The sequence below is a fragment of the Persicitalea sp. genome (genome assembly GCF_041751555.1).
Classification (GTDB): domain Bacteria; phylum Bacteroidota; class Bacteroidia; order Cytophagales; family Spirosomataceae; genus Persicitalea.
Genome location: NZ_JBGSXF010000086.1, coordinates 1 through 13,735, shown reverse-complemented (window position 1 = coordinate 13,735; position 13,735 = coordinate 1). Strand labels below are relative to the sequence as shown.

Annotated in this window: 7 protein-coding genes and 1 pseudogene; 6 read left to right on the top strand and 2 right to left on the bottom strand. The window is 52.9% G+C overall.

The genetic code is table 11. From position 1 onward, the window contains the following. Positions 1-270, top strand: a pseudogene (locus tag ACEW8P_RS02870) (cytochrome C); the annotation flags it as partial. A 96-nt stretch (positions 271-366) separates the two neighbouring features. Here ACEW8P_RS02870 and ACEW8P_RS02865 read toward each other — a convergent pair. Together ACEW8P_RS02865 and ACEW8P_RS02860 are read right to left on the bottom strand one after the other, a co-directional pair. Further along, positions 367-1,722 carry a hypothetical protein gene (locus ACEW8P_RS02865; protein WP_373511605.1) on the bottom strand — a complete coding sequence of 452 codons (1,356 nt, stop codon included), beginning with the start codon at positions 1,720-1,722 and terminating at the stop codon, positions 367-369. 9 nt (positions 1,723-1,731) lie between these two features. Further along, positions 1,732-2,103, bottom strand: coding sequence for a hypothetical protein (locus ACEW8P_RS02860; protein ID WP_373511604.1), 372 nt, complete (start codon positions 2,101-2,103; stop codon positions 1,732-1,734). 231 nt (positions 2,104-2,334) lie between these two features. Here ACEW8P_RS02860 and ACEW8P_RS02855 point away from each other — a divergent pair, with 231 nt between their 5' ends. From ACEW8P_RS02855 to ACEW8P_RS02835, 5 genes are all read left to right on the top strand, one after another. Then, positions 2,335-4,755 (top strand): ABC transporter permease, encoded by a 2,421-nt coding sequence (locus ACEW8P_RS02855; RefSeq protein ID WP_373511603.1) that lies wholly within the window; start codon positions 2,335-2,337, stop codon positions 4,753-4,755. Positions 4,756-4,898: 143 nt separating this feature from the next. Beyond that, positions 4,899-7,253 carry an ABC transporter permease gene (locus ACEW8P_RS02850; RefSeq protein ID WP_373511602.1) on the top strand — a complete coding sequence of 785 codons (2,355 nt, stop codon included), beginning with the start codon at positions 4,899-4,901 and terminating at the stop codon, positions 7,251-7,253. 106 nt (positions 7,254-7,359) lie between these two features. After that, positions 7,360-9,747, top strand: a complete 2,388-nt coding sequence (locus ACEW8P_RS02845) for an ABC transporter permease (protein ID WP_373511601.1) — start codon at positions 7,360-7,362, stop codon at positions 9,745-9,747. A 66-nt stretch (positions 9,748-9,813) separates the two neighbouring features. Next, positions 9,814-12,264 (top strand): ABC transporter permease, encoded by a 2,451-nt coding sequence (locus ACEW8P_RS02840; protein WP_373511600.1) that lies wholly within the window; start codon positions 9,814-9,816, stop codon positions 12,262-12,264. 120 nt (positions 12,265-12,384) lie between these two features. Beyond that, on the top strand, positions 12,385-13,735 hold a 1,351-nt coding region (locus tag ACEW8P_RS02835), incomplete at its 3' end, for an ABC transporter permease (RefSeq protein ID WP_373511599.1).

Sequence of the window (13,735 nt, the reverse complement as noted above, 5' to 3'; positions counted from 1 at the left end):
ATCAAGGCTGATTTTCAGAAAATGCTGATTCAGCAGTGGTGGTACCAGCCTACGCCAAAATACGGCGGACCGAAAATGGATTTGACGGACATGAAGGTGAGCCGGATGTCGCTTTCGGACGACGGCACCCGGCTATATCTGGAAATCCCGAATCTGCGAAAAGAAAACGTGGTGTATTTCCGATTGCCGGATGATTTGCGCTCGGTGGCCGGGCAGCCTCTGTGGGCTTCGGAGGCCTGGTACACTTTGAATGAAATTCCAGCCAACTAGCTAGCGATGAAACAATGATAATTTCATTGATGTGTTGCTGGCTAAGCCGGAAGTCTGATGTTTATACCAAAACCACTACCAGCGATCGGCACACTTTCAAATTATAGGTTCGGTACTTCCCTTGAGATTTGGATCAGCCCATTCCCAGGCTTTATTCAATGCCGCCCTCGTTTGTCGAGCTTCCGCCTCTTGCCCCTGAGAATGTTGTGAGATGTACAGACCGGACAAAGCCCAGCCGTTCTTTGGGAACTTCGCTAAATCCTGCTGGTACACTGCTTCTGCTTCGGCGTAGCGCCCGGCTCTCAGCAACACCTGACCCAGGCTGTGACGCACCGAGAAGAACCAGTCCGGTGGCTCGTTGTAGTTGAGCTGGTCTTCCAGCGCCACGGCTTCGCGGAGTAGCCGCGCGCTACCAGCAAAATCTTTTTCCAGCGACAAAATCTCAGCTTCCAGCACGCGGCGGGCGATTTCGAGAATAGCTGTCATCGAATTAATGTCCCAAATCGTCAGTTTGGCGATGTCCGGGTCAGTTACCAATTGCTCCAACTTTTTCAATTCGGCTCTGGCCTGGGCAGCTTTTCTTTGACTTGCAAAGGCCATACCCCGCGCGTAGTGGCGGATGGCGGTAGGATATTTCAGGCTAACGGTATCCGCTTCCGCCCGGCGCAAGATTTCATTCCATCTTCCGAACTTGATCGCCACATGATACGGTATGGTGTAATAGTGCTGTAAAGTACCCCATCCCGGCTCCGCCATCAGCCTTTTATTGGTGTTCTCGGCCACTTTATCCGCCGCCGTTATGGCCCAATCGCTGTTGCCTTCCAAGGTAGCTGTGGCGGCCAGGAAGTGGTAGTTGTGCGGAAAATAAGTAAGCGGAAAAGCCCCTTGCGCCGAACAGCCAGTAATGTAGGCACTATCCACCTCAACCGCCCGCCGATTCACCAGCGATCCTTCGTGGTAATAACCCGTGCGGATATAAATATGCGAAGGCATGTGTACCAAATGGCTGGCGTTTGGTGCCAGCTTACCCAGTACTTCGGCGCTTTTCAGGCCACGTTCGGGCGTTTTGGAGGCTTCCACGGCGTGGATATAAAAATGGTGCGCGGCGATGTGGCCGGGATGACTGACCATTATATCTTCCAATCGCCCGAGGATTTCGGGCGTCCAGGGACGTGCTTTTCCACCCTTATCCCACAAATCCCAGGGATGGAGATCCATGATAGATTCTACGTAAAGAGCGGCGATGTTTGGGTCATCGGGAAAGCGTTGGTGGATTTGCTTAAGTGCCTGCGAGTAGGATTGGTCATAGGGCGTGCGGTCGTCCACAGGCTGGGCTGAGTAACGTTTGGCTAGTGCGTTGATGAGCGCTTTTTCCTTGTCGGTAGTGTTTGCCGATAGCCGTATCGCTCGTTGTACGGCGGTGTAGGCACGTTGGTAGTTGTCGGGTTCCATGCCCGCATTTTAGTTGGGGCCAAGTACGTAAGCAAAGCCCCAATGCGCCATCGCACAAGTCGAATCCAGTCGGGTGGCTTCATAGAAAGAGCGCGCCGCCTCGGCGTGGTTGAAGCCCACGGCCAGCATTATACCTTGATTGAAGTACCGCTGTACTTCTTCATTGGCGGTCGTAATTGGAAAACTCAGGTTGCCCAGGCTATCGAAAAGCGGGGCTTTCTGGCCGGAGCCATACCAAGACTTGTCGGTCGGCTGGGTGCCGCAGATGATTTGCGAAATGGGCGTTTTTTCAGTGGGTTTTTCTTTGGTTTTGCAGGAGATTACCGAGCCTATACCAAGCAAAACCCAGGCCAGGCGGCGGGAAATAGTTTTTTGATTCATTATTCTTTTATTAAGAAGGGCTTTAGAAATAATCTATTGATTATCAGCAAATATAATCGGTGCAGGATGCATAACAAAAATTGAGAGTATGATTTGAGCGAAAGGTTGGCCCGACTGTCCGATTCCGAACCAAAGTGTCCGAAATCGGACGTTTTTTTGTCTTTAATTTTCTGTAAAAATCTGATTTTCAGTAAAGTAATTTTTAGGCATAGGTTTTTTTACAAAACCACCATGCTGAAAAATACTCTGAAAATCACCCTACGCGCCTACCTGCGCGACCGCTCGTTCACCCTAATCAATCTGGTGAGTCTGACCATTGGCCTTTTTGTGGCTTACGCCGCGATTGGCTACATCCGCTACGAACTGAGCTACGATACCTTTCACAAAAATGCCGAGTCGGTCTATCGCATGGCGCGCAACTACCGCTCACAGGGGTACAGCGTGATTGGTTTTGCCAATTGGAGCGACGCCAATGGCCACGAACAGCGTCTACAAATAGCGGCGCTGAAGGCGACAACGGGTGTGAAAGACGCCGTGCAGTTCATCACTTCGGACGCCCTGGAATTTGTGGAGGCTGGCGAGCAAAAGATTCAGGAAAACAATATTCTGACAACCAACACGCCGCAGGCTTTTACCTCCGTTTTTAGCTGGCAGCTACGGCAGGGTAGTTTTCAGGACTTTGCCAATGGCTACGGCAAAGTGATCCTCACAGCATCTACGGCAAGGAAGCTCTTCGGCGAAGAGGCGTTGAATCAACCCGACTTCACGCAGCGGCAAATAAGGGTAGATGGCGAAAACTACACGCTGGCCGCAATTATCGACGATGTACCGCTCAATTCGCACGTGGATTTCAACATGGTTTTGAGCCAGCCGAAGCTCGATTATTGGGGGAGCCGAATCTACGTGCAAACCGAGGACGGTTATGACGGAGCCGCCGCCGAAAAGCAGATCAACGCCGCCGTTCCTCTGTTCAATCCGGGGCTAGTCGAAGATCCGCTGTACAAGGGCCACTTCCTGCAACCCATTACCGATATCCACCTCGATTCTAATCTGTTGTATGAGTTGAAACCACCGGGCAATCGCAACTACATCGTGCTGATTGGCTGCTTCGCGGTTTTTATCATCATCATTACGCTCTTCAACTACGCCAATCTTTCCCTGGCGCTAAAATCGAAACAAAGCAAATCCATCGGCGTCCGCAAAGCACTGGGGGCCATGAATGCTGCCATCGCCGGGCAGTTTGTGCTGGAAGGCGTATTATTGGCGTTGATCGCTCTACCCGTGGCCGCCCTGGCGATTTCGCTTTTGATTCCGTCTTTCAATACGCTGATGGGTACCAATGTCGAGGCCAACGTTTTTGCCGAGTTGGGTACTTTTGCGACGGTCGTCGGCCTGGCCGCAATAATTGGGCTGTTATCGAGCGTGCTGCCCGCTTTGTTGCTTTCGTGGCGCAACACGGTGAGTCTCTTCAAGGAAAATCTGCGGAGCAATCTCTACCAAAATTTTCCGGTGCGAAAGTATCTGGTCATTAGCCAATTCGTCATCCTGATTTCTATTACCTCGGTCTCTTACTTCGTGACCCGACAAATTGATTTTGTCGAGAACAAAGATCTGGGATTTGAGAAAGAGCATATTCTGTATGCCTATTCATCCCCCGATAATCTGGCTATTTTTCAGGAAAAACTTCGGCAACTACCCGAGGTGGAAGTGGTGGGCAACGGCTCTTCTTTCGGTATCACCCCCTTCAACCAACTGACTTATAAACTACAAGGAACCGACGAGATTTACGACGATGCGCACCAGCTTTACCTCGACTACGCCGCCCTGCAAGCCTACGGATTAAAAACCTTCCCGGAAAATCCAATCCGGGCGGGCGAGTCGAACCGCGCGCTTCTGATCAATCAGACTGCCGCCAAAAAATTAGCTGCTAGGCAAAAGATTCCGGTCAACGATCTGATCGGCAAAACCATCGTCACCGAACCCGAGTATGTGGCCGAAAACGGACAGGTCGGTTTTCCGTTCACGGTGGCGGGTATCTTCGAAGACATCAACCTTTTCTCGCTGCACGAGAAAGTGAACCCTTACTTTATCATGGTCAGCAAAAATGTCCGCATGGACGGCAGAAGCATTGTGAAGTACAATGCCGCCGCCGCGCCGGATATTCTGGCTCATATCCAGGCGGCGTATGACGGCATGAACGAGCCGTTTCCGTTGGAGGTAGAATATTTGGGCGCGAAGGTGTCCGACCTCTATCAACAAGACCGCCAAACCGCCGATCTGCTTTTCTATTTCAATCTGATTGCCGTGGTGTTAGCCGCCTTGGGCATTGTGGGCATCTCGATGTTCCTGACCGTGGCCCGCACCAAGGAAATCGTTATCCGAAAAGTGCTGGGCGCTTCGCCGTTCTCGATCATTCAATCGGCTACCAAGGAATACGTGGTATTAGTGGGTATCGCGTTGCTGTTCGGTGCGCCCATTGCCTACTACGCCGTGGGTGAATGGCTGGAAAACTTTGCCTACCACATCGAAATCCAGCCCGCCGTATTCGTGGGGGCGGGGCTTTTGACCTTGGTACTTACGGCGGTGATCGTCGGTTTTATTGCGTATCGTGCGGCATTGGTAAATCCGGTGGAAAGTCTTCGGTCGGAATAGGCAACTTTTCCCTTTGAATTAAACGGTTAATCGGCATTCTAGGCTCTCCTTTTGAAACCCGAGAACCGTTAACCCTTTAACGCCACGGGGCCTTAACCGTTGGCCCTTTAACAAAAAACAAACTAGACCATAACCCCCAAACCATGCTCTCCCATTCTTTAGTAATCGCCTTCCGCAGTCTTTGGAAAAACAGGGGCTACACCTTCCTGAATATCGCCGGGCTCGCTCTGGGCATGGCGTGCAGTTTCCTGGCCGCACTTTGGGCGCATGATGAGCTAACCTACGACCAATTCCACGCCCACTACGGTACGATCTACCAGGTCGGGCGGAATTCGGAGCAGGATGGCACGATAAACACCAACAAAAACACGCCCTACCCGCTGGCGGAGGGCTTGAAACAAACCTACCCCGACGTGGCTCACGCCAGCCGCGTTGAGTATCCAGCATCACGACTGCTGACCGCCGGCGACAAGAAAATCTACCGTGAGGTGATTCTGGCCGACCCGGATTTTCTGAAAATGTTTACGTTTCCGCTGCTCGAAGGTACTGCCGCCACCGCGCTGGCCGATCCGCGTTCTATCGTGTTGAGCCAGAAAGCCGCCACTTCGCTGTTTGGCGAAGCAAGTCCGCTGGGTAAGATCGTCCGCTTCAACAACGAAATCGACGTGAAGGTGACGGGTGTCCTGGCAGAAGTACCTGCCAACTCGACGCTGGAATTCGACTGCATCTTGCCATACAGCCTTAACCCGATCTTGAACGATTTTTACAAAACGTTGAACGACAATTGGGGCAACAACGTGGTCAGAACGTTCATTCAGCTAAAACCTCAGGTTGCGCCCGAACAATTTACCGCCAAGATCGCGCCCTTTCTGACTAACAACGACGAGACGGTCGAGCAAAGCCTCATGCTCCATGCCATGCCCGACTGGCGGCTGCGCGACAAGTTAGAGAACGGCAAGGTTGCGGGCGGGCTAATCGACTACGTCAGGATTTTTATGTGGGTGGCGGGATTTGTTCTTCTCATTGCCTGCATCAATTTTATGAACCTCAGCACGGCGCGTTCCGAACAGCGGGCCAAAGAAGTGGGTATCCGCAAGGCCGTCGGTTCCACGCGGGGACGGCTGGTGGCGCGTTTTCTGGGCGAGTCGAATTTGTTGTCGTTTCTGGCTTTTGCTCTGGCCGTTTTGCTGGTCGTTATTTTACTCCCGTGGTTCAACACGCTAACGGATAAGGCGATCGCGCTGCCTTACGCCAGCCCGTCGGCCTGGCTCATCGGCTTGGGCATCACGTTGGTTACAGGTATGGCGGCGGGACTGTACCCCGCGCTTTATTTGTCTTCTTTCCAGCCCATTCGGGCGTTGAACAATACGGTACGCATCGGGAAAAGCGCGGGCATTCCCCGTAAAGTAATGGTGGGTTTGCAGTTTTCTATTTCTATCCTACTTATTATTAGTGTACTAGTAATCGGTAAGCAGTTGCGCTACACCAAAGACCGAGCGGTAGGGTACGACCGCGCCAATCTGGTCATGGCCGAATTCCCAGCCCAACTCAAAGAAAAAGAGAATGTGTTACGTCAGGAATTGCTCGATGCTGGATTTGTGAGTTCAATAGTGGGGACGCAGGCCCCGATGACTGACATCTGGAATATGAATGGTGTGGGATATGGCGGCGACAAAGGCATCGGTCTGGTAACCATCGGCGCCAATTACGGCTACCTTGAAACCTTTGGCATAGAACTAAAATCGGGGCGTGGCTTCTCGCGCGATTTCGCCACCGACAGCGTCGCCGTGCTGCTGAATGAGTCGGCTGTGAAAGCCATGAATCTCACCAATCCGCTGGACGAGCGGGTGACCTACTTTGGCAAGACCTACCACGTTATAGGCGTCATCGGCGATGTGCTCATGGATTCGCCCTACGAAAACGTGCGGCCTACGGGCGTTTTCTTCGATCAGGAGCATCTGAGCTTCCTGAATCTGCGATTCCGGGAAGGCGCGAATACCCGTGAGGCGGTGGCAAATACTCAGGCGATTTTTGAGAAACTGGCTCCTGCTTACCCCTTTGCCTACAAATTTACCGATGAAGAATACGGCAAGAAATTCGCCAGCGAAGAGCGCGTCGGCCATCTCATCAATGCCTTCGCGTTACTGACGATTTTTATCTCCTGCCTGGGTCTGTTTGGCCTTGCCGCCTACACCGCCGAGCGACGCACCAAGGAAATTGGCGTCCGCAAAGTACTTGGTGCCAACCTATCTAGTATCGTGCTGATGCTTTCCAAAGAATACGTCTATCTCATCGGTGTCGCGTCGCTATTAGCCGCACCCATCGCCTGGTACTTCCTGCACGACTGGCTGCAAAACTATACCTACCGCATCGAGATCCCGTGGTGGATCTTCATCCTGTCGGGGGTGCTGGCGCTGGCCGTTGCGCTACTGACAGTGAGTTTTCAAAGTGTAAAGGCCGCGTTGATGAATCCGGTGGAGAGTCTGAGAAGCGAATAAATCAAGGAGAAAAGGAGGCTCGGGGTGCCCCGCTCCATCCTCCCGCCGGGTGCCCCCGTTTCTTCCCCTCCTTCTTCAAGAAATATAAACCAAAACCCTAAAAACCATGCTCTCCAACTACCTCAAAATCGCCCTTCGCAATTTGCGTCGAGATAAGTTTTATAGTCTTATCAATATCCTCGGCCTGACGATCGGCATTACCTGCGGCTTGCTGCTGCTGCTGTACGTAACGGACGAGCTAAGCTTCGACCGCTACCACAAAAACGCCGACCAAATCTACCGCGTCGTGACGGAAATCCACGAGCCGGACAAGGTGAATCATTGGGTAGGTCTCCAGCCCCCGGCGGTCAAGACGATGAAAGAGAAGTACCCGGCCGTAGAAAACTACGTGCGCTTTTTCCCGAACGGCACGATGACCTTCCGGCAGGGCGAAAAGCGATTCGCCGAGGAGGATATTTACGCGACGGATTCCACGGTCTTCGACATTTTCACTTATAAATTCCTGGCGGGCAACCCCAAAACGGCCCTCGACGCGCCCGGCAGCATCGTGCTGACGCAGAAGCTGGCGCAGAAGTTTTTTGGTTCCGCCGACGCGCTCGGCCAAACGCTACGCACCAACGACACGACTTCCTACAACGTGACGGGCGTGATGGAAGACGTACCAAAGAACTCACACTTCAGGTTCAACGCCTTGCTGTCGCTCAATTCACAACAACAGCAGGCCAACGACTGGGGCGGGTTTTTCGTGAGTAGCTACGTCACCCTGGCCCCAGGGACCGACCCGAAGATAATCGAGAATAAATCACCACAGCTCTACGCAGAGTACATGGCTCCAATTTTCGAGCGAATGGGGATCAAAATCGCCTACCAATTGCAGCCGCTCACGAGCATTCACCTGCATTCTAAAATGGACGGCGAGACCAACGGCGACATTGGCTACGTCTATACGTTCAGCGCGGTGGCGTTTTTTATGCTGCTGCTGGCGAGTATCAACTACATGAATCTTGCTACCGCGCGCTCGGTGCGGCGGGCCAAGGAAGTAGGGCTTCGCAAAGTAATGGGGTCGGTTAGGAGTGCGTTGATCGGGCAGTTCTTGTCCGAATCGGTGCTGATGACGGCCTTGTCTTTAGTAGTGAGTGTAGTCATGGTCGGGATCATGCTGCCTTTTTTCAATACGGTTTCGGGTAAAGAAATAGGACTCACCCAACTCCTGCAGCCGCAATTCCTGCTCATCGCGTTGGGTATCGTAGTCTTTACGGGCTTCGTTAGCGGTAGTTATCCGGCCTTTTACCTGTCGGCTTTTGAACCCGCCGCCGTCCTTAAAGGGGCCACACAGGGACGCAGTGGTAGCTTCTTTCGCAAAGCCTTGGTCGTTACCCAATTTTCAGTGTCACTGGTCATGCTCATTTGCACCTGGATCGTTTTCCAGCAGCTCGACTTCATGCAAAACCAGGATATGGGCTACGACCGCGAACAGGTACTTACCATCGATTACCGCGACAACCAGCAGCCGCGAGGACGTTACGACGCTTTCCGCCGCAGTCTGCTGGCCAACCCCAATGTCCAGAAAGTGGCCACCGCTGGAGCGCCCGTCAGCAATATGGGCGGCCGGGTAATTCTCGGCGTCGAGTCCAACACGGGCATGAAGGATATGGCCTTCAAACCAGTGGGTATCGACCACGACTACCTAAGCACGATGGGCATGGAACTGGTAGCGGGTCGCGATTTCTCCGAAAAAATCCTTTCGGATACAATCAACAGCGTGTTGGTCAACGAAGCCGCCGTGAAGCGGATGGGCTGGAAGGAGCCACTAGGCAAAAAAATAATGCAGGGAGGCTTGCCGCAGGATGGCCAGGAAGCCCCGCCCACGGCGCAGGTAGTTGGCGTGGTGAAGGATTTTCACCAACAATCGCTCTACAATCCCATCGAGCCGTTGGTGATGTTTTACAACCGGGCGCTACCCGTCACCCACGTCAAAATAGCAGCAAAGGATGTAGATCAGACGGTGGCTTTCATCAAGCAGGAATGGGCTGAGGCCTACCCCAATAAAGTATTCGAGTACAGCTTTTTGGATCAGGATTTCGAGTCAGCTTACCACAACGACGTGCTGCGGGGGCAGATTTTCACGACCTTCTCGATCCTCACGATTCTGATTGCCTGCTTGGGCCTGTTCGGGCTGGCGACTTTCACCACCGAGCAACGCGTGAAGGAAATTGGGGTGCGGAAAGTACTGGGGGCGTCGGTGTCGAGCGTGGTGGTTTTGTTATCAAGAGATTTCACCAAACTCGTCCTGTTCTCCTTTCCGATCGCCATTCCCATCGCCTATTTCTCAATGAATAAATGGCTGCAAAGTTTTCCCTACAAAACAGACATTAAGGTTTGGGTATTCGTGGCCGCTTGTGTGCTGACGCTGCTAATTTGCTGGGCGACGGTGGTTTACCAAAGCGTGAAGGCGGCGCTGATGAATCCGGTGAAGAGTCTGCGCTCAGAATAAGGAGGATCGAGCGGGGCGCCCCGCTCCCTCCTCCTGTAAAATCAAAATAAACTAAAACCCCAAGCCATGCTAAAAAACCACCTCAAAATCGCCCTGCGCAATCTGCGCAAAAGCGTGTTGTTTTCTTCCATTAACGTCTTCGGCCTGTCGGTGGGGATGACGTGCTGTATGTTGCTGCTGCTGTACATCAACAGCGAATTGTCGTTCGACCGCCACCACGAATTTGCCGACGACATCTATTTGCTGCGTAGCGAAAATACCTACAACGGCGAATTGATGGACAACCCGCGCGCGCCTTCGCCCTACGCACGAGCAATGAAGGCCGAGTATCCCGAAGTGACGCAAGTCACGCGGGTTTGGCAGAATTTCCTGGAAAACGAAGCCCTGCTGCGCGTCGAGGAATCGGGCAAGACGTTGAAGGCTTTCAACGTGAAACCGGGCTTGCAGGTGGACTCCACGTTTTTCGATGTTTTTACTTACCAGTTCACGGAAGGAAGTTCCAAAGGTGCGCTGGACGATATCCATTCGGTGGTACTGTCGGAGAAATTGGCCCGAAAGCTTTTTGGCAACCAACCCGCCCTTAATCGGACAATTAAAATCGGCGGGGTGTCGGGTTTCAACGAAAACTACCGTGTGACGGGTGTTTATCGCGATGAAAGCGCCCGCTCGCACATCGAGGCGCCCTATTTTCTGTCGATCAACGCGGGTTGGGTAGGTAGTTTTCTGCGAGAGCAACAGCAGGATTACAGTGGCAATAACATGTTCTACACATACCTGCGCTTGCAGCCCGGAGCCGATGCAGCCAAGTTTACGGACAAGTTGCCCGCTTTTGTGAATAAGTACGCCCGCGAAGATTTGAAACTCGCTGGCATGGACAAGAAAATGGCTCTGTTATCGGTCAAAGACATTCATCTGTTCGACAAAGTCGATGCCATTCTTACGCCGACTAGTAGCGTCACTTACCTTTACGTGCTGGGTTCCATCGCGTTGTTCACGCTGCTCCTGGCCTGCATCAATTTTATGAATTTGGCTACGGCGCGCTCGGTGAAACGCGCCGCCGAAGTGGGCATGCGCAAGGTCATGGGCGCGCAGCGCGGCGGGATCATCGGGCAGTTTTTGGGCGAGTCGATGGTGCTGACTTTGCTGGCTTTGCTGGTGGCTGTCGTGCTCGTCGTGCTGTTTTTGCCCGCTTTCAATCAGTTGTCGGGTAAGACGATGGAATTCTCCGACCTGCTGCAGCCAAAAATCATGGCGGCTTTTCTGGGCCTGGCGCTGATGACGGGTTTGTTGGCGGGAAGCTATCCGGCTTTTTACCTGTCGGTTTTCAATCCGCTGGATGTTATCAAAGGCAGATTTACCAACTCCGCCTCGGCTACGCTGTTGCGGCGCGGGCTGGTGGTATTTCAGTTCGTGATTTCAATCGGGCTGGTCGTGGCAACGATTGTGATTCAGGGGCAAATGAAATTCATGCGAGAGCAGCCGCTGGGTTTCGACCAAGATCAGCAGGTCGTCATTCCGCTCCGCAACGAGCAGTCGCGTAAGGCATACCGGGCGCTTCGTAACGAGTTGCTGCAAAACAGCCAAATTTCCGGCGCGGCGGGAACGGGCTACTATCCGGGGATTTTGAACCCCAGCGATTTTGGACTTTATCGCCCCGACCAAACAATCAGCGAAAAGGCGGTGACCAAGAGCAACTGGGTGTCACCCGAATTCATGGAAGTCTTGGGCTTTAAAGTGTTAGCAGGACGCATGCTCTCCAAAGAATTCATGGGCGACACCGCCAATAAAACGATGGTAGTGAATGAGGCTATCCTTCGAAAATTTAATATTCCCCTGGAAAAAGCCGTAGGGCAAAAACTGAACCACGGCTCCGATGGAACCCAATCTTTGGAAATAGTAGGCGTCGTGCAGGATTTTCATTTTGCCGATTTACACCAGGTCATCGAACCCTATGCCTTTTTTCTAAATCCAGAGGATAGCTATAACTACCTCATCGCCCACGTCAACACGGCGGAGACTAGCAAAGTACTGCCCTTCATCGAATCCAAGTGGAAAACGCTGGTACCCGATGAACCCTTCACATACAGTTTTCTCAAAGAAGATTTTCAGAAAAACTACGACGCCGACGCCCGCACGGCCCGCATCGTCAACGTTTTTACCATTATTTCTATCCTGATTTCCTGCATGGGCTTGTTCGGTCTGACGGCCTTCGAAGCGCAGCAGCGCGTGAAGGAAATCGGTGTCCGCAAAGTGCTGGGTGCAAGTGTGGCCAGCATCGTGGCATTGCTTTCCAAAGATTTTGTCAAGCTAATACTTGCGGCCATCGTCATCGCCTCGCCGCTTACCTGGTACCTGATGAATGAATGGTTGCAGGATTTCGCCTATAAGATCGACATCGAGTGGTGGGTCTTCGCCCTGGCGGGTGGGCTAGCCGTGGGCATCGCACTGCTGACGGTGAGTTTCCAAAGCGTGAAGGCGGCGCTGATGAATCCGGTGAAGAGTCTCAGGAGCGAGTGAAAGGCCTGTCTTCGACCGCCCGGCGGCCCGATCCGCTCAGACTGACAAAGGCAATTGTCAGTCTGAGCGGAGTCGAAGACCTCCTTTCCTCCCCAAAAACAAACTAAACCATACAACCCAATGCTAAAAAACTACCTAAAAATCGCCTACCGCAACCTTTTGCGCAACAAAGTGTACAGCGGCATCACCATCTTTGGCCTGGCCGTGGGGCTGGCGGCTTGCATGGCTATCGGGCTGCACGTGCAGGACGAGTACAGCTACGACCGCTTCCACCGCAAAGCCGCTGACATCTACCGCATCACCGAAATTCAGCAGCAGGCCGACGGTACTCATCCCGTAGCGTTCACGCCCGGCCCACTGGCCCCGAGCCTGACGGCGGACTATCCCGAGATCGTCCACAGTGTACGGGTGGGCCAGTGGGGCTACCTATTGCAAGCCGGACAGACGGGCATCGAACCGGAAAAAATGCTGATCGTGGATAACGACTTTTTCAAGATGTTCGATTTCAAGCTGCTGCTGGGCAATCCGGCGAAAGCGCTGACTAGTCCCGACGAAATCGTCATCAGCGAAAAGTTAGCCGCCCAGTTCTACGGTTCCGATTGGCGAAAGCAATTTGTTTTGGGAAAGGTTCTGACCCTGAACACCGAGCAGCCACTGACGGTCGTGGGTGTGGTGGCCGATCCGCCCACCAACTCGCATTTGCAGTTCGACGCGATGCTGCCTTTCAAGTACGTCGAGAAGTACGACGAGTGGGGCAACAAGTGGAACAGCAACAACTACCACACTTACCTCGAACTCCAACCGGGTACCGACGCGGCGGCTTTCGAGCAGAAAATCACGCACTACATCGCCAAACACGACACCGAAAACAAGGCCTCGCTGCATTTGCAGCCATTGAAAGATATTTTTCTTTATTCCAAATTCGACTTCGGCACGGACTGGGGTAAGCGCAGCGATATTTTTTACGTCAGGATTTTCCTGGCCGTGGGCCTGATCGTGCTACTGATTGCCATTATCAACTTCATCAACCTGGCCACGGCACGGGCCTCGCAGCGGGCGCGAGAAGTAGGCATCCGCAAAAGCGTGGGTGCTTTGCGCGGTAGCCTCGTTTGGCAGTTTTTGAGCGAGTCGTTCTTGCTGACGACGCTGGCGTTGTTACTGGCGTTGGTTATTTTTCAATCGTTTCTGCCCTTTTTCAACTCACTGGTCGATAAGCAATTGAGCCTGCCCACGAATCAACCTGTTTTTTTGGGTTACTTCATCGGCTTCGCTTTGTTGGTCAGTGTTTTGGCGGGAGCGTACCCAGCTTTTTTTCTGTCCTCCTTTCGGCCCGCCAAAGTGCTGAAAGGGACAGTCAATGTACAATCGGGGGTCGGGTTCCGGCAGACGCTCGTCGTGGGGCAGTTCGTGCTTTCGATTGCGCTTTGTATCGGGACGATCGTCATTTACCGCCAGCTCGATATGATGCAAA

Coding starts and splice junctions, on each gene's coding strand:
- ACEW8P_RS02855 (WP_373511603.1), top strand. CDS start 2,335: ATGCTGAAAAATACTCTGAAAATCACCCTACGCGCCTACCTGCGCGAC.
- ACEW8P_RS02850 (WP_373511602.1), top strand. CDS start 4,899: ATGCTCTCCCATTCTTTAGTAATCGCCTTCCGCAGTCTTTGGAAAAAC.
- ACEW8P_RS02845 (WP_373511601.1), top strand. CDS start 7,360: ATGCTCTCCAACTACCTCAAAATCGCCCTTCGCAATTTGCGTCGAGAT.
- ACEW8P_RS02860 (WP_373511604.1), bottom strand. CDS start 2,103: ATGAATCAAAAAACTATTTCCCGCCGCCTGGCCTGGGTTTTGCTTGGT.
- ACEW8P_RS02865 (WP_373511605.1), bottom strand. CDS start 1,722: ATGGAACCCGACAACTACCAACGTGCCTACACCGCCGTACAACGAGCG.
- ACEW8P_RS02840 (WP_373511600.1), top strand. CDS start 9,814: ATGCTAAAAAACCACCTCAAAATCGCCCTGCGCAATCTGCGCAAAAGC.